The organism is Mycobacterium lacus, assembly GCF_010731535.1.
Taxonomy (GTDB): Bacteria; Actinomycetota; Actinomycetes; order Mycobacteriales; family Mycobacteriaceae; genus Mycobacterium; species Mycobacterium lacus.
Genome location: NZ_AP022581.1, coordinates 2029427 through 2045818 on the forward strand (window position 1 = coordinate 2029427; position 16392 = coordinate 2045818).

Annotated in this window: 12 protein-coding genes and 2 pseudogenes; 7 read left to right on the plus strand and 7 right to left on the minus strand. The window is 66.2% G+C overall.

All coding sequences use genetic code 11. From position 1 onward, the window contains the following. Positions 1 to 176 precede the first annotated feature (176 nt). A complete protein-coding gene (locus G6N24_RS09290) occupies positions 177 to 2045 on the plus strand; it encodes a fatty acyl-AMP ligase (protein ID WP_085160498.1) in 1869 nt (622 codons plus the stop codon). Between the two features lie 331 nt (positions 2046 to 2376). On the opposite strand, the gene G6N24_RS09295 is transcribed toward G6N24_RS09290, so the two are convergent. Next, positions 2377 to 2853: an MPT63 family protein gene (locus tag G6N24_RS09295; protein WP_085160500.1), complete on the minus strand. Its 477-nt coding sequence runs from the start codon at positions 2851 to 2853 to the stop codon at positions 2377 to 2379. Positions 2854 to 3057: 204 nt separating this feature from the next. Between G6N24_RS09295 and G6N24_RS09300 the strand changes: the two are divergent. The 3 genes and pseudogenes from G6N24_RS09300 to G6N24_RS09310 form a co-directional block, all read left to right on the plus strand. Then, positions 3058 to 3246, plus strand: a pseudogene (locus G6N24_RS09300) (hypothetical protein); the annotation flags it as partial. Between the two features lie 218 nt (positions 3247 to 3464). Beyond that, a complete protein-coding gene (locus tag G6N24_RS09305) occupies positions 3465 to 4517 on the plus strand; it encodes an ISAs1 family transposase (RefSeq protein ID WP_163745636.1) in 1053 nt (350 codons plus the stop codon). 18 nt (positions 4518 to 4535) lie between these two features. Continuing rightward, positions 4536 to 5135, plus strand: a pseudogene (locus G6N24_RS09310) (YqjF family protein); the annotation flags it as partial. 41 nt (positions 5136 to 5176) lie between these two features. On the opposite strand, the gene G6N24_RS09315 reads toward G6N24_RS09310, so the two are convergent. Then, positions 5177 to 5983, minus strand: a complete 807-nt coding sequence (locus tag G6N24_RS09315; protein WP_085155868.1) for a DJ-1/PfpI family protein — start codon at positions 5981 to 5983, stop codon at positions 5177 to 5179. A 19-nt stretch (positions 5984 to 6002) separates the two neighbouring features. Further along, complete coding sequence (locus tag G6N24_RS09320) at positions 6003 to 6953, minus strand: GlxA family transcriptional regulator (protein ID WP_085155865.1); 951 nt, start codon at positions 6951 to 6953, stop codon at positions 6003 to 6005. 111 nt (positions 6954 to 7064) lie between these two features. Between G6N24_RS09320 and tpx the strand changes: the two genes are divergently transcribed. Beyond that, on the plus strand, positions 7065 to 7562 hold the full coding sequence (gene tpx, locus G6N24_RS09325) for a thiol peroxidase (RefSeq protein WP_085155862.1): 498 nt from the start codon (positions 7065 to 7067) through the stop codon (positions 7560 to 7562). Here the strand turns inward: tpx and G6N24_RS09330 are convergent. From G6N24_RS09330 to G6N24_RS09345, 4 genes are read right to left on the minus strand one after another with little or no spacing between them, the layout of a single operon-like run. Further along, positions 7559 to 9196 (minus strand): AMP-binding protein, encoded by a 1638-nt coding sequence (locus G6N24_RS09330; RefSeq protein ID WP_085155859.1) that lies wholly within the window; start codon positions 9194 to 9196, stop codon positions 7559 to 7561. The two genes, tpx and G6N24_RS09330, sit on opposite strands and share 4 nt — an antisense overlap. A gap of 27 nt (positions 9197 to 9223) precedes the next feature. Continuing rightward, positions 9224 to 10348 (minus strand): acyl-CoA dehydrogenase family protein, encoded by a 1125-nt coding sequence (locus G6N24_RS09335; protein ID WP_085155857.1) that lies wholly within the window; start codon positions 10346 to 10348, stop codon positions 9224 to 9226. 1 nt (position 10349) lies between these two features. Further along, positions 10350 to 11579, minus strand: a complete 1230-nt coding sequence (locus tag G6N24_RS09340) for an acyl-CoA dehydrogenase family protein (RefSeq protein ID WP_085155854.1) — start codon at positions 11577 to 11579, stop codon at positions 10350 to 10352. Between the two features lie 15 nt (positions 11580 to 11594). Then, a complete protein-coding gene (locus G6N24_RS09345; RefSeq protein WP_085155851.1) occupies positions 11595 to 12545 on the minus strand; it encodes an enoyl-CoA hydratase in 951 nt (316 codons plus the stop codon). A gap of 213 nt (positions 12546 to 12758) precedes the next feature. Between G6N24_RS09345 and G6N24_RS09350 the strand changes: the two genes are divergently transcribed. Both G6N24_RS09350 and G6N24_RS09355 read left to right on the plus strand, forming a co-directional pair. After that, positions 12759 to 13868 carry an LLM class flavin-dependent oxidoreductase gene (locus G6N24_RS09350; RefSeq protein ID WP_085155848.1) on the plus strand — a complete coding sequence of 370 codons (1110 nt, stop codon included), beginning with the start codon at positions 12759 to 12761 and terminating at the stop codon, positions 13866 to 13868. 2 nt (positions 13869 to 13870) lie between these two features. After that, positions 13871 to 16390: an FAD-binding oxidoreductase gene (locus G6N24_RS09355; RefSeq protein WP_085155846.1), complete on the plus strand. Its 2520-nt coding sequence runs from the start codon at positions 13871 to 13873 to the stop codon at positions 16388 to 16390. The last annotated feature ends 2 nt before the right edge of the window (positions 16391 to 16392 follow it).

A 16392-nucleotide genomic window follows, 5' to 3' on the forward strand; every position in this document is an offset into this window, starting at 1 on the left:
GCTATGCCGACGCCACCGGTCGTCGCCGCGGGGATGCGTTCGCCCCGCCGGATACCGCACGGACTCTAACGCGCCTGGACCAATCTCGCCGGGTGGGAAAGCCCGGGGAGGCGCGGCCTGTCTCAGCCGATCCGGGGGATCGGCCGAAATGCGCCGGACGCCTAAACTGTGCGGTTATGGATTGCGGTTCCCGGCAGGACTCCATGGCTCCAAAGGGCCTGCTGCAGATCGAGGACTGCCTGGGCGCCGACGGCAGCATCGCGTTGCCGCCGGGCACCACGCTGATATCTCTCATCGAGCGAAACATCGCCAATGTGGGTGACTCGATTGCATATCGCTACCTGGACTACGCCCGCTCTGAGGGACACGCCGTCGAAGTGACCTGGACCCAATTCGGAGTCCGATTGCAGGCCATCGGTGCGCACGTGCAGCAGGCCGCGGGGCCCGGCGACCGGGTGGCGATCCTTGCCCCACAGGGCATCGACTACGTCGCCGGTTTCTACGCGGCGGTCAAGGCGGGCACCGTTGCGGTGCCGCTGTTCGCCCCCGAACTGCCCGGCCACGCCGAACGTCTCGAGACCGCCCTTCGCGATTCGCGGCCCACACTCGTGCTGACGACAACCGCGGCGAAGGACGCGGTTGAGAGTTTCTTGAACAAACTGCCCCAGCTACACAGGCCGCACATCGTCGTCATCGATCAGATACCCGATTCCGCGGGGGAGCGGTTCACCCCCGTCGAGCTGGACATCGATGCGATTTCCCACCTGCAGTACACCTCGGGCTCGACACGACCCCCAGTCGGCGTCGAGATCACCCACCGCGCGGTCGGCACCAACCTGGTGCAGATGATCCTGTCTATCGACCTGTTGGACCGAAACACCCACGGCGTCAGTTGGTTACCGCTCTACCACGACATGGGCCTGTCCATGATCGGTTTTCCAGCGGTATACGGCGGACATTCCACCCTAATGTCGCCGGCGGCGTTCGTCCGCAGGCCGCAGCGGTGGATCCATGCGTTGGCCGCCGGCTCGCGGGAGGGCCGCGTGGTCACCGCCGCACCGAACTTCGCCTACGAGTGGGCCGCTCAGCGCGGACTTCCCGCATCGGGGGAGGATGTCGACCTCAGCAACGTGGTGCTGATCATCGGTTCCGAACCCGTCAGCATCGATGCGGTGACGACGTTCAACAAGGCGTTCGCGCCCTACGGGTTACCGCGCACGGCGTTCAAACCGTCGTACGGGATCGCCGAGGCGACGCTATTCGTCGCGACCATCGCGCCCGACGCGGAGGCGTCGGTTGTGTATCTCGACCGCGAACAGTTGGGCGCCGGTCGCGCAGTGCCCGTCGCGGCCGATGCCCCCAACGCCGTCGCGCAGGTGTCGTGCGGTCAGATAGCGCGCAGCCTGTGGGCCGTCGTCGTCGATCCCGCTACCGGCGCGGAACTGCCCGACGGTGCGGTCGGTGAAGTCTGGTTGCAGGGAGACAACGTCGGGCGCGGTTACTGGGGACGGCCTGAAGAAACCCGGCTGACGTTCGGTGCCCAGCTCCGGTCGAGACTCACGCAGGGTAGCCACGCCGGCGGCGCGGCGGTCGAAGGCACCTGGCTGCGCACCGGGGACCTCGGCGTGTACCTCGACGGCGAGCTCTACATCACCGGCCGAATCGCGGACCTGCTGACCATCGACGGCTTTGGCCACTATCCGCAGGACATCGAAGCCACCACCGCGGAGGCCTCGCCGACGGTGCGGCGGGGATATGTCACGGCTTTTGCCGTGCCGGCGAACGAACTGCCGGGATCGGACACCGCGCATGCTTCGGATACCCAGCGCCTGGTGATCGTCGCCGAACGCGCCGCGGGCACCAGCCGCGTCGATCCGCAGCCTTCCATCGATGCCATCCGCGCGGCGGTGTCGCATCGCCATGGTTTGTACGCCACCGACGTGCGTTTCCTGCCGGCTGGCGCCATCCCGCGCACTACCAGCGGCAAACTGGCTCGACGAGCCTGCCGCGCGCAATACCTCAGCGGCGAATTGGGTGTGCATTAAAGCCAAGCCCCCATGCCGACCGGCGTTCATCGAGCGAGCAGACGCTGGTTCAGCTCCCCGAATTCCTCGTCGGTCAGCACTTTTGCCGCCCAGGGCGGATCCGGCCAGCCCCCGCGAGGCCCAGCTGGTCAATCGCACAACTGCCGGTCAGGCGCGCGCGAGTGACGCAAGCCCAGTTGCGGGGGTCGTTTGTCATTTGAATGCGCGCCGCGTCGGTGCCGCCGCGCGTCAACGAGGCGCCGGTGAGGAGCCCCGCATCAAGCTCGCTGAGCCGCCAAGCCCAATACCTCACTCGCGAATTGGCGTGTATTAGAGCGAGAGGCGCATCTGCTTACGGCCCCCAAACCAGCAGATCCTCCATTCCGTTATTCATTGCGACTATGGTCGGCGGCTCACCGGTGACGTCGAAGTAGATTTTGCCGGTCGCCTGTGCGCCCTGGGGGATAGTGGCTCCGCTAATAGTGTTCGGACCTGCGGCTTGCCACAGGACCCGATAGTTGACGCCGTCAGCTGTGCGGGCATTGAACTGCGAGATGGCCGGGGTGACGGGGCCTGAGATCGCATTGACGGTGGTGGTGGCTTCCCAAACCTGGCCGGCGACCGGATAGCCCGGGATGGTGTCGGAGCTCGATTTGAGATCGCTGACTTTCCAGGAGAGGACAACTTGACCAACGGAGTCGGTCATCGTTAACTCACTGCCAAGTTTGCCGTTGATGGGATAGGCGGCCAACGCGATCGCTGCGCTGCTGATCGCAATCGTTGCCGTGGCCACGATTGCACCTACGGTCTTTGTCATCGTGATCTTCATTTGTGCTCCCATGATCGTTTGGGCAACCACATCATGTGACGCCACCTGGCGCAATACACACCTTAATCCGCAAATGACCGGTGGTTCCAGAAAAATTTGGTGCCATGAGCGGCTGTAATTGTGCTGGCGGCCGGCCGATCATTATCCACCGACCGAGACGACTGGTAAGGCTTGATAGGCCAGGCCGCGTGTCACGATGGTGAGATGACCGCCACACCAGGTCCGTTACCCGGCGAATCCAACGACAGCCCGGTCCTTGCGGGATACCCGGTTACCCCGCCACCGTTGCCGGGCCCGGTTACGTTCGACCAGCGTTGGGGTGAGCTGACTTTCGTCCACTGGCCGGTGCTGCCGGAAACCGTTGCGGATATGTACCCGCCCGGGACCCGCCCCCAGGGCGCCGGAAAGGTTGATGCGTAGAGCTGTGACCTCGGCCGTTATCAGTGTGTGACCGGCGTGTCGGATGTGGCGGGTGTGGCCAACGGGCTTGGATGCAGGTTGCGAAGCCAACCATCCGAACCCGAGGTCACACCCACGTGCCATCTTCTCCGACGCCGCCTGCCGATGCGAACCCGACGCGCCACGAACGCCTGTTGCAAGCCCTGCAGACAGTGCCCGACCCACGCGACCGGCGCGGGGTGCGCTACTCGTTGGCCGGGGTGCTCGCACTGGCGGTCACAGCTACCTTGGCCGGGTGCCGGTCGTTCGCGGCGATCGGCCAATGGGCCGCAGAGGCGGCAAGTGGCACACTGGCTTCGTTCGGAGTCACCAGCGGCAGCGCCCCGGACGAATCGACGTTGCGCAAATTGTTCGCCCGCCTCGATGCCGACGCCCTCGACCAAGCATTGGGCGTGTGGATGTGGACGCGAACCTTCACCGTCGAGCAGCGTCGCGTGATCGCCATCGACGGCAAGACGATCCGAGGCGCGCGCACCCGCGCTGGTGGCAAGGCCCCACACCTGATCGCCGCATTCGACCACGGTGCCGGAGTCGTGCTAGGACAGGTGGCCGTCGACGCAAAGAGCAACGAAATACCCGCTGCGCGAACACTGTTGAGGCATCTCGATCTCGACGATGCAGTGGTGACCCTCGATGCGATGCACACCCAAACCGATACCGCCACACTCATCACCGGCGCAGGCGGCGACTACGTGTTCACAGTGAAGGCGAATATGCCGACCCTGCACCACAAGCTCAAGACACTGCCCTGGAAGGACATGCCCGCCCACACGACCCGGGCCGCTGAGCGTGGCCGACACATCACCCGTTCGATCAAGGTCGCCGACGTTCCCGACTGGATCGACTTTCCCGGTGCAACCCAAGTCGCCCAGCTGCGCCGCACCGTCACCGTTGACGGAAGCAAAACCGTCGAGGTCGTGTACCTGATCACCTCAGCAAACCACACGGCCGCACCGCCCCAGCGGCTCGCCACCTGGGTCCAAGGGCACTGGAGCATAGAAAATCGCCTCCACTGGGTCCGAGACGTCACCTTCGCCGAGGACTCCTCGCAGGTACGCACCGGCCAAGCACCACGGGTGATGGCCACCTGCCGCAACCTCGCCATCGGCATCCTGCGAATCACCGGCTGGGACAACATCGCCGCCGGCCTACGCCACCACGCCACACACCCAGACCATGCCCTCAAACTGGTCCTGACCTCATGAGACGCGACTTTTCCGGCACCCTGGACCCGCCCCGACGTCTTCGCCGATGGCATGACCTATGTGGCGTTGGTCGCTTTCGTCATGAACAGCACCAAACTTGGCACCGCGGTGCCGCTTCCGTATTTCGGCAGCTTTCCGGAGACGAACATCCGGCTGTACTCGATTGATGACGCCGGCCGCCACGGCGTCCTGTTCCGGTCGCTGGAGACAACTCGCCTGGCCGTTGTGGCGGTGACCCGCATCGGCCTCGGCGTTCCCTACACCTGGGCGAGGATGCGGATGACACGGTCTGGCCAGCGGATCACCTACCACAGCGTGCGGCGCTGGCCGCGGCGCGGGCTGCGCAGCCGGCTGACGATCGCCGTTGGCGACGTGATCGATCCGACGCCGCTGGAGATCTGGCTCACCGCCCGCTGGGGCGCACACACCCGCAAGGCCGGACGGACGTGGTGGGTGCCAAACGAGCACGCACCGTGGCCGTTGCGCGCGGCCGAAATCATCGAGCTGGACGACGAGCTGCTGGATGCGAGCGGGGTGCGACCCGCCGGCGAGCGGTTGCGCGCGCTGTTCTCACCCGGTGTGCGAACCCGCTTCGGCCGCCCCTGCCTCGTCCGGTGATCGCGCAGTGTGATCTCACGGACAGGTGTATCCACCGTCGATCACGGTGTCGGAGCCCGTCGGCTACCGTCGTCGGGCACCTCGCGAAATCCCAGTGTTCGCACTGGATTCCGTGAAGGATTGACCACCCGCTTTCGTCGCCGCGAGCGCACCGCCGTCAGCGCCCGATCCCAGGCGAGCATCGTGGTGGCCTTCAGGTTGGCCGGCTTGACGCTGTCCTTGGACAGCAGCGCAGTCGCGGCGGCCTTCGTGGTTGCCGACGCCTTCGACGTGTGGCCGGAATCGAACGGTGGGTGCGGGTCGTATTCGATCGCGAGTTGGATCGCCTTAGCGCGGCCTTCCCCGCCCATCTCCCCGGCCAGCCACAGGGCGAGGTCAAGGCCTGCCGACACGCCCGCGCTCGTGACGATCTTCCCCTGGTGCACGATCCGCTCGTCGGCGACGGGGATCGCGCCGAAAGCCTTCAGCGCGGGAATGGTCAGCCAGTGCGACGTCGCACGGAGATCGGTAAGCAGGCCGGCGGCCGCCAGGATGACCGAGCCCGAGCACACCGACGCCGTCCAGCTGGCGGTCTGATGGGCCTGACGCAGCCACGCGAGCAGCCTCTCGTCGCGCGCGTGCACCGGGGTCGACGGACCACCCGGCACGAGAATCACATCGGGCGAAGGCGTTTCGGCCAGCGAATGCGTGGCGCCGATCACGAGCACTCCGGAGTCGGCGGTGATCGGCCCGGCTTCGTGCCACACGAACCGCACCTCGGCGTGCGGCAGATTGCGCAGCACCTCATACGGGCCGATCATGTCCAGCGCGGTGAAGCCCGGGTAGGCCACGAATGCGATCTGTGTCATCGATTTCTCCTTACTCGGATTACGCGAAGGCCCTGCGGTATTGGTCCGGCGGGATGCCGACCCGGCGAATGAAGTTGCGCCGCATGGTTTCGGCGGTGCCGAAGCCACACCGGGCGGCGATCGCCACGACGGTGTCGTCCGTTTCCTCCAACTGCCGGCGCGCGGCCTCGGTGCGGATGCGCTCGACGTACCGACCGGGCGCCTCACCGACCTCGTCGGTGAACAGCCGAGTGAAATGGCGTGGGCTCATCGCCGCCCGGCGGGCCAGGTCGTCGATGCTGTGCGGGCCCCCCGGTTCGGCCTCGATGGCCTCCTGCACCTCGCGGATGGACGTCCGTTTGGCTCGCGGCATCCACACCGGCGCCGCGAACTGTGTCTGCCCGCCCGGTCGGCGCAAATGGAGCACGAGCCAGCGGGCGACCGTTTGCGCGACCTCGGTGCCGTGGTCGTCCTCGACCAGCGACAGCGCCAGGTCGATTCCCGCGGTGACGCCCGCCGCCGTCCAGACCGTCTCCGAGCTGCGGACGAAGATTGGGTCCGGATCCACGTCGACGGCCGGGAACTCGCGGGCCAGCCGCCTGGCGAAGGCCCAGTGCGTGGTCGCGCGGCGGCCGTCGAGCAGCCCCGCTTCGGCCGCGAGGAACGCGCCGGTGCAGACGCTGACGACACGGCGGGCGGTGCCCGACACCGCCTTGATCCATCCCATGAGCCCCTGGTTGGATCGCGCGTCACCGATACCTCCGCCGCCGGGCAGCACCACGGTGTCGACGGGGTCGCCCGGGTCTGGCAGCGGCGCCGCCATGAAGGTCAGCCCGGCTGGGGTGGTCACCGGGTGGCCTTCGACGGAGGCCAGCACGACGTCGTAGCCACCGTCGGTCAGCAACGACGCGCCGGTAAACACCTCGTAGGGCCCCACCACGTCGAGCGGCTGCACGGCGGGGAAGCCGACGACGACCACCTTGCGAGTCATGGACCCAGTCTTGGCCAGACGACGGCATGTCGTCTACGCCATATACCCCACGAATTAGGACATGCGGCCCCTGGGCCAAAAGCGCCCCGCCGGCCTTGGCAGACTGTGCGCATGGCACAGATAACCCTGCGTGGAAACCCGATCAATACTGTCGGCGAGCTACCTGCCGTCGGATCTCCGGCCCCAGAGTTCACCCTGACCGGCGGCGACCTCGGGGTGCTCAGCAGCGACCAATTCCGCGGTAAACCCGTGTTGCTGAACATCTTTCCGTCCGTGGACACCCCGGTTTGCGCGGCGAGCGTACGAACCTTCAACGAGCGTGCCGCCGCAAGCGGCGCGTCGGTGGTCTGCGTGTCAAAGGATCTGCCGTTCGCTTTCCAGCGTTTCTGCGGCGCCGAGGGCATCGAGAACGTCAAGACGGCCTCGACTTTCCGGGACAGCTTCGGTGAGGCCTACGGCGTCACGATCGCCGACGGTCCGATGGCCGGGCTCCTTGCGCGCGCCGTCGTGGTGATCGGCCCCGACGGCAACGTCACGTACACCGAATTGGTGCCGGAAATCGCGCAAGAACCCGACTACGACGCCGCGCTGGCCGCGCTGGGCGGCTAGGTGTTCGAAAGTCCGAGCAGCCGGATCGACTGGGCCCGCATGTCGACCTTGCGAACCTTTCCGGTGACCGTCATCGGGAACTCGTCGACGATGTGGACATAGCGCGGAATCTTGTAGTGCGCGAGCTTCCCAGAACAGAACGCCCGTAGCGCGTCGGCGTCGAGCGGCGAGCGGCCGGGACGCATCTTGATCCAGGCACAGAGCTCCTCGCCGTACCTGTCGTCGGGAACTCCGATCACCTGAACGTCTTCGACGTCGGGATGGGTGTGCAGGAAGTTCTCGATCTCGCGCGGGTACACGTTTTCGCCGCCGCGGATGACCATGTCCTTGATACGGCCGACGATCACGCAATACCCGTCGTCCCGCATCACCGCCAGGTCACCGGTGTGCATCCAGCCGTCGTCGTCGATGACCTCGCGAGTCTTGTCCTCGTCGCCCCAGTAGCCCAGCATCACCGAATAGCCGCGGGTGCACAGTTCACCGGGCTGACCGCGTGTGACGATCTCGCCGGTACCGGTGTCGACGATCTTGATCTCGACGTGCGGGTGGACCCGCCCAATCGTCTCGGTTCGACGTTGCAGGTCGTCGTCGATCAATGTCTGGCAGGACACCGGCGACGTCTCGGTCATGCCGTAGGCGATCGACACCTCGGACATGTTCAGCTCGTCGGCACAGCGCTTCATGACCTCCACCGGACACGAGGCCCCCGCCATGATCCCGGTCCGCAGCGACGACAGATCGCGCGCGGCGAGGTCGGGGTGGCCGAGCATCGCGATGAACATCGTCGGCACGCCGTACAGAGCGGTACAACGCTCTGATTCAACGGCTTTCAACGTTGCGGCGGCATCGAAACCCTCGGACGGGATCACCATGGTGGCGCCGTGGGTCGTGCAGCCCAGATTGCCCATGACCATGCCGAAGCAGTGGTAGAAGGGAACGGGGATGCACAGCCGGTCTCCGGGCCCCAGCCCGATGAGTTCGGTGACGAAGAAGCCGTTGTTGAGGATGTTGCGGTGTGACAGGGCAGCGGCCTTGGGCGAACCCGTTGTGCCCGACGTGTATTGGATGTTGATCGGATCCGACGGGCTTAGCGTGGCCATCCGGGATCGCAATGCTTCGCCGGGCACCCGTTCGGCGCGCTGCCGCAGCCGTGCCCAGTCATCGGTTCCCAGGAACACCACCTCCGGCGGTTCGGCAGCCTCGGAACGTGCCTGGTCGATCATGCCTCGGTAATCGGAGGTCTTGAAGATCTCAGCCGACACCAACAACCGGGTGCCCGAGTGGCGTAGCACGTAGGACAACTCGTGGGTGCGGTAGGCGGGGTTGATCGCGACCAGGATCGCGCCGACCTTTGCCGTCGCGTACTGAAGGACCGTCCATTCCGGGCGGTTGGGCGACCAGATGCCGACCCGGTCGCCGCGCTCGATCCCGCTGGCAATCAAAGCTCGTGCTACCCAGTCGATCTCGGCGTTCAATTGCGAGTAGGTCCAGCGGCGGGCTCCGGCGACGTCGACAAGCGCCTCGACGTCCGGATAGGACAACACGGTGCGCTCGAGGTTCGCCCCGATCGTCTCGTCCAGCAGGGGCGCGTCGACGGGGCCCGCGTCATAGGAATGCGCGCCCGAGCTGATCATGTCCTTCGTCCGGTCGACGACATAAATCTAGCCGTCGGACGCGTGCGAGGTCGCCGACAGGCCGGCGCGGTCGGCAAGCAGGTCCCGGTGGTGGGCGCTGCTGCCGAAGAGTGCCTCGGTGGTCTTGGCGCGACGGAGGTACAGGTGCAGGTCGTGCTCCCAGGTGAAGGCGATGCCGCCGTGGATCTGGATGGCGGAACCGGCGCACAGCGCGAACGCGTCCGCGGCCTGCGCCTTGGCCAGGGGCGCGGCGATGCGCAGCTCCTCCCCGTCAACGGCGCTCATCGCGGCGAACATGACCGTCGCCCGGGTCGCATCGACCTCGATCATCATGTCGGCGCAGGCGTGCTTGACCGCCTGGAACGAGCCGATCGGCCGGTCGAATTGCCTTCGGCTCTTGGCATATTCGACGGCCAGGTCAAGGCATGCCTCGGCGCCGCCGAGCATTTCGGCGGCCAGCAGCATTCGGGCCACATCGAGCACCCGCTCGAGGTCGTCCGCCGAGCCCGCGGCCAGGGTTTCGGCCGGGGCCCGCGTGAGCTGCAGCGTGGCGACCGGACGCGTGATGTCGAACGAGGGCAAGCGCTCAACCGCGACGCCGGGAGCGTCGGCCGCCACGACGTAAAACAAGACTGCGCCGTCGGCCACCGCCGGCACCACGAATACATCGGCGACGTGGCCGTGCAGCACCGGCCCGCAGTCGCCGGTGAGCAGGGTACGGCCGTCACGGCGGTCGGCCCGCACGGTGGCCCCGGATGGATGAACCTGGTTGGGGCCGCTAGCCGCGAACGCTCCTATCGTTTCTCCGGAGAGCAGACCGGGAAGCAGGCTCTTGCACTGCTCCTGGTCGCCCATTCGGAGCACCGCGTCGATCGCGAACGTCGTCGCCGCAAACGGAACCGGGGTGAGCGCGCGGCCGAGTTCGCAGAACACGATCGCGGTCTCGATAAGAGTGGCACCGGCCCCGCCGTACTCCGGTGGGGCGTGCAGCGCCGGCAGCTCCAGTTCGGTGCACAACCGCCGCCACAGCCTCCTGTCGTGGCCATCCGCGGCGGCCGCCTCGCGCACCCGCGCGCCAGCGGCCTGCTCATCCAAGAAGCCTCGCAACGACGCCCGAAAAGCGTCTTGTTCGATGCTGTAACGAAAATCCATGTCAGCCCACGATTTCCCGGCGTGGCTCTTTGGGCAGCCCGAGCAGTTGTTCGCCGATCACGTTGCGCTGGATCTGCGAACTGCCCGCGTAGATCGTCGCGGCGCGAGCGTAGAGCAGCTCGTCCATCCAGGAAGCGGGGGAGTTCGGGGTGCCCGCCTCCGGGACCACCCGCGCTCCACCGTTGCCCGGACCTTGCGCACCGAGCGCATCGAGCCCGAGGATCTCGACGGCGAGTTCGGTATACCGCCGGAAGTACTCGCTCCAGATGACCTTGGTGATCGCGGCCTCGGCGCCGGGGACCTGTCCGCTCAGCGCCAGGGTGAGGGCGCGGTAGCCCCGGTAGCGCATGATCTGGACCCGCGCATAGCACCACGCCAACGCGTCGCGGATGCGTGGGTCGGTGTGCGACCCGCGCTCGGCCGCCAGCTCACACAGCCGCTCCAGGTCTCGGCCAAAATCGATTGCCGCCGTGGTTATTTGCGCTGCGCGCTCGAAACCCAGCAGGGTCATCGCGGTCGACCAGCCCGCGCCGGCTCCGCCGACGACGTTGGCGGACGGGGTGCGGGCATCGGTGAAGAAGACCTCGCTGAACGAGGAGTGTCCGGCGGCGTTGACGATCGGCCGAACCACAACGCCGGGCTGGTCCATGGGCACCAGCAGAAACGACAGACCCTTGTGTTTGGGTGCGGTTCGGTCCGTCCTGGCCAGCAGGAAGATCCAGTTCGCGGTGGCTCCGGCCGAGGTCCAGATTTTCTGGCCGTTGATCACCCAATGGTCGCCGTCGAGCACGGCCCCGGTCCGCACCGCCGCCAGATCCGAGCCGGCCTCGGGCTCGGAGAATCCCTGGCACCAACGATCATCGCCGGAGAGAATCCGCGGCAGGAACCGCCGCTTGTGTTCCTCGGATCCCAGGCTGATCAGCGTGTTGCCCAGCAGGTCGATGCCGAGCAGGTCGCTTTCCGCCCGTTCGGGTGCGCCCGCCCGGGCGAGTTCCTCGGCGAGCACCACCTGTTCGATCGGGGAAAGGCCACCGCCGCCGTACTCCTTGGGCCAGGACACCGCGACCAGGCCGGCTGCGGCGAGTGCCCGCCGCCACCGCCGGGCGAACGCCTCCCGCTCGTCGGGCCGCAGTGCCCCGGGCCCCGCCCAGCCGGGTGGCAGGTGGTCGGCCAGGAAGGCGCGGATCCGGTCGCGGAACGCTTCCGCTTCGGGCGGATAGCCGACGTCCATGTCTGCACCCCGGAGTCAGGGTCGCTGCTTGGTCGCGGGCTGGATGTCCGGTGCGGCGCGCCAGTCGTCGAGCCCGTACTCGGCCGTTCCATAGGACAGCTTTCCGCCGGTGACTTCACCCCAGTGCGCGTGGTTGAGCTGGTGGATCTTGAAGCAGCCGTCCAGCGCTGTTAGGAAGCCCATGGCGTCGACGGCTTGGTTCACCGACTCCTTGATGAGCAGCGCCGGCATGGTCGGCAGCTTTGCGATCCGGCGAGCGAATTCGATTGTGCTGTCCGTCAATTCGTCGTCGGGAAACACCTTGCTCACCATCCCGAGCGAGTGGGCTTCGTCGGCTCCGATCGAATCGCCGGTGAGCAGGAGTTCCTTGGCCTTGCGCGGCCCGAACTCCCACGGATGGCCGAAGTACTCGACCCCACACATCCCGAGCCGGGTCCCCACGACGTCGGCGAACACCGCGTCCTGACTTGCGACGATCAGATCGCAGCACCACGCCAGCATCAGGCCGGCGGATAGGACCGTCCCGTGCACCTGGGCGATGGTGATCTTCCGAAGGTTGCGCCACCTCTTCGTGTTTTCGAAGTAGTAGTGCCACTCCTGCCGGTTGCGCGACTCCACCCCGCCGAACGTTGCGCCGTTGCACTGATAGGTGGGGTGGCGGTCCGGCCCCGGCGCGCGCTCGCGGACGTCGTCGGCCGAGCCGAGGTCGTGCCCGGCCGAGAAGCAGGGGCCGGCGCCCCGCAGGATCACCACCCGAACCGTGTCGTCGGCTTCGGCGAGGTCGAATGCGGCGCCCAGCTCGACGAGCATCCCGCGAGTCTGCGCATTGCGCTGCTTCGGACGATCCAGCGTGATGGCCGCGATGCGGCCGTCGTCGATCGTCTCGTAGGCGATGTACTCGAACGGTCGCACAGAAGGGTTTCCATCCGACCGGCGATCGACCGGACTGACCCCGGTGACGCTCATGGCGGCTCCTTACTGCTCACTGCGCGCTGAACGGGTGGCGAGTGCGAGATTACGCGGCTGTCGCCCATGATGTCCATAGTCAATACGGCCATGATGATCGGGTAGCAACACAAATTACCTAAAAAACTGACTCTTGTGCCCAATGAAGTATCTTGATAGTACTGTGGTATGCCTATAGAAGCTGCCGCGCTCCAACCAACGGAAGGGTTGAACATGGAGATCGGAATATTCCTCATGCCGGCCCACCCGCCAGAGCGCAGCCTCTACGACGCCACCCAATGGGACCTCGACATCATCGAGCTGGCCGATCAGCTGGGCTACGTGGAGGCCTGGGTCGGCGAACACTTCACCGTGCCGTGGGAGCCGATCTGTGCACCCGATCTGCTGCTGGCGCAGGCGCTGCTGCGCACTAGCCGCATCAAGCTCGCGCCCGGCGCGCATCTGTTGCCCTACCACCACCCGGTCGAATTGGCCCACCGCGTCGCGTACTTCGACCACCTCGCCCAAGGCCGCTTCATGCTGGGGGTTGGCGCCAGCGGTATCCCGGGCGACTGGGCACTGTACGACGTGGACGGAAAGAACGGCGAACATCGCGAGATGACCCGCGAGGCGCTCGAAATCATGTTGCGCATCTGGACCGAGGACGAGCCCTGGGAGCATCGCGGAAAGTACTGGAACGCCAACGGGATTGCGCCGATGTTCGAGGGCTTGATGAAGCGCCACATCAAGCCGTATCAGAAGCCCCACCCGCCCATCGGTGTTACCGGGTTCAGCGCCGGTTCCGAAACGCTGAAACTGGCCGGCGAGCGCGGTTATCTGCCAATGAGTTTGGACCTCAACACCGAATACGTCGCCACGCATTGGGACGCGGTGCTGGAAGGGGCCGAACGCAGCGGCCGCACCCCGGATCGCCGCGACTGGCGACTGGTGCGCGAGGTGCTGGTGGCCGAGACCGACGAGCAGGCGTTCCGGTATGCCGTCGACGGCACCATGGGACGCGCCATGCGCGAGTACGTGCTGCCAACGTTTCGCATGTTCGGCATGACCAAGTTCTACAAGCACAATCCTTCGGTGCCCGACGACGACGTGACGCCGGAATACCTTGCCGAGAACACGTTCGTGGTCGGCTCGGTGGAGACGGTGGTTGACAAACTCGAGGCCACTTACGACCAGGTCGGTGGATTCGGCCACCTGTTGGTTCTCGGGTTCGACTACATCGAAAACCCGGGTCCGTGGAGGGAGTCGCTACGGCTGCTGGCCGAAGAGGTCATGCCCAGACTCAACGCCCGCCTCGCCAAGAAACCGGTCGCTGCGGTCGTCTAGCAATGGCGAATCGTCAGGTCACAGTCGGCTATTCCGACGGAACGCACAAAACGATACCGGTGCGACCGGACCAGACGTTGCTCGATGCCGCCGAGGAACACGGTGTGGCGATCGTCAACGAATGCCAAAGCGGGATCTGCGGCACCTGCGTGGCCACCTGTACCGCCGGCCGCTACGAGATGGGGCGCACCGAGGGACTGTCCGATGTCGAGCGCGAGGCACGAAAGATCCTCACATGCCAGACGTTCGCGGAGTCCGATTGCCGGATCGAACTGCAGTATCCCGCCGACGACAACGCCGCACTGCTGGTCACCGGCGACGGTGTGGTGACCGCGGTCGACTTGGTGTCGCCCAGCACCGCCATCCTGCGGGTGGACGTGTCGACGGGTTTCTCGTCCAAGGCCGGCGCTCTGAACTACAAAGCGGGCCAGTTCGCCCAGTTGCAGGTTCCCGGCACGAACGCATGGCGTAACTATTCCTACGCGCATCCCCCCGACGGGGGCAGCGAATTAGAGTTCATCATCCGGCTGCTGCCGGACGGCGTGATGTCGAACTACCTGCGCGACCGCGCGAAGCCGGGTGACCACATTGCGCTGCGGTGCAGCAAGGGCAACTTCTACCTGCGCCCCGTCGTGCGGCCGGTGATCCTGGTCGCGGGCGGCACGGGTCTGTCGGCGATCCTGGCGATGGCCCAGAGCCTGGGCGCCGATACCGCCCACCCGGTCCACCTGCTCTACGGCGTGACGGCCGCCGAAGACCTGTGCAAGCTCGACGAACTGAAGGCGCTGAAGCGCCGTGTTCCCGGGTTGGAACTGCATGTCATCGTCGCGCGCCCGGACGCCGACTGGGACGGGCGGACGGGGCTGGTCACCGATCTGCTGGAGGAGCGGATGCTGGCCGGCGGCGACGCCGACGTCTATCTCTGCGGCCCGGGCGCGATGGTCGAAGCCGCCCGAACCTGGCTGGACGGCAACGGTTTCCATCGTGTCGGGCTGTACTACGAGAAGTTTGTGGCCAGTGGCGCGGCGCGGAGCCGTAGGCCGGCCCACCTCGATCCCGCGGGCGTGGACATCGCCGAAGTGCGCCGCCGCGGCCGCGGCACCGCGGTGGTGATCGGCGGCAGCATCGCGGGCATCGCCGCGGCCAAGGTATGCAGCGAAACCTTCGATCGGGTCATCGTGCTCGAGAAGGACGGCCCGCATCGCCGCCGCGAGGGCAGGCCGGGCGCGGCCCAGGGCTGGCACCTCCATCACCTGCTGACCGCCGGACAGATCGAATTGGAGCGCTTCTTCCCCGGCATCGTCGACGACATGGTGCGCGAAGGTGCGTTCAGGGTCGACATGGCCGCCCAGTACCGGATTCGCCTGGGTGGCACCTGGAAGAAGCCCGGCACCAGCGACATCGAGATCGTCTGCGCCGGGCGTCCGCTGCTGGAATGGTGTGTGCGCCGCCGGCTGGACGACGAACCGCGGGTCGACTTCCGCTACGAGTCGGAGGTCACCGACCTGGTGTTCGATCGCGCCGCCAACTCCGTCATCGGCGTCGCCGTCCAGCACGAGGATGGCCAACTCGAGGTGGTACCCGCCGAGTTCGTCGTGGACGCCTCCGGCAAGAACACCCGTGTTCCGGAGTTCTTGGAGCGCATCGGCATTGGGGCCCCCGAGGTCGAGCAGGACATCATCAACTGCTTCTACTCCACGATGCAGCACCGGGTTCCACCGGAGCGGCGATGGCAGGACAAGGTGATGGTGATCTGCTATGCATACCGTCCCTTCGAGGACACCTACGCCGCGCAGTACTACACCGACAGCTCGCGCACTATCCTGTCCACGTCGTTGGTGGCGTACAACTGCTACTCACCACCGCGTACCGCCCGCGAGTTCCGGGAATTCGCCGATCTCATGCCGTCACCGGTGATCGGGGAGAATATCGACGGGCTGGAGCCTGCCTCGCCGATCTACAACTTCCGTTATCCCAACATGCTTCGTCTGCGCTACGAGAAGAAGCGCAATCTGCCGCGCGCGCTGGTGGCCGTTGGTGACGCGTACACCAGCGCCGACCCGGTCTCCGGGCTCGGTATGAGCCTGGCGCTCAAGGAAGTTCGGGAGATGCAGGTGTTGCTGGCCAAGTACGGTGGCCGACATCGCGATCTGCCGCGCCGGTACTACCGGTCGATCGCCAAGATGGCCGACACGGCCTGGTTCGTGATCCGGGAGCAGAACCTGCGCTTCGACTGGATGAAGGACGTCGACAAGAAGCGCCCGTTCTATTTCCGCGTACTGACGTGGTACATGGACCGCCTGGTGGAGCTGGTGCACGACGATCTGGGCGCCTACCGCGAGTTTCTGGCCGTCGTCCACCTCGTCAAGCCACCGTCGGCGCTGATGAAGCCCGGGATCGCCAGCCGCGTCATCGGGAAGTGGGCGCGCACCCGATTGTCGGGGGAGAAGACGCTGATCGCCCGCAACTACGAAAACCGTTCGGTCCCAGCCACCCCCGTGGATCAACTTGTGGGTGCTTAGGA

Excerpts from the sequence above, each read along its gene's own strand:
- G6N24_RS09290 (WP_085160498.1), top strand. The coding sequence starts at position 177 with ATGGATTGCGGTTCCCGGCAGGACTCCATGGCTCCAAAGGGCCTGCTG.
- G6N24_RS09295 (WP_085160500.1), bottom strand. The coding sequence starts at position 2,853 with ATGAAGATCACGATGACAAAGACCGTAGGTGCAATCGTGGCCACGGCA.
- G6N24_RS09315 (WP_085155868.1), bottom strand. The coding sequence starts at position 5,983 with ATGACACAGATCGCATTCGTGGCCTACCCGGGCTTCACCGCGCTGGAC.
- G6N24_RS09320 (WP_085155865.1), bottom strand. The coding sequence starts at position 6,953 with ATGACTCGCAAGGTGGTCGTCGTCGGCTTCCCCGCCGTGCAGCCGCTC.
- tpx (WP_085155862.1), top strand. The coding sequence starts at position 7,065 with ATGGCACAGATAACCCTGCGTGGAAACCCGATCAATACTGTCGGCGAG.
- G6N24_RS09330 (WP_085155859.1), bottom strand. The coding sequence starts at position 9,196 with ATGATCAGCTCGGGCGCGCATTCCTATGACGCGGGCCCCGTCGACGCG.
- G6N24_RS09335 (WP_085155857.1), bottom strand. The coding sequence starts at position 10,348 with ATGGATTTTCGTTACAGCATCGAACAAGACGCTTTTCGGGCGTCGTTG.
- G6N24_RS09340 (WP_085155854.1), bottom strand. The coding sequence starts at position 11,579 with ATGGACGTCGGCTATCCGCCCGAAGCGGAAGCGTTCCGCGACCGGATC.
- G6N24_RS09345 (WP_085155851.1), bottom strand. The coding sequence starts at position 12,545 with ATGAGCGTCACCGGGGTCAGTCCGGTCGATCGCCGGTCGGATGGAAAC.
- G6N24_RS09350 (WP_085155848.1), top strand. The coding sequence starts at position 12,759 with ATGGAGATCGGAATATTCCTCATGCCGGCCCACCCGCCAGAGCGCAGC.
- G6N24_RS09355 (WP_085155846.1), top strand. The coding sequence starts at position 13,871 with ATGGCGAATCGTCAGGTCACAGTCGGCTATTCCGACGGAACGCACAAA.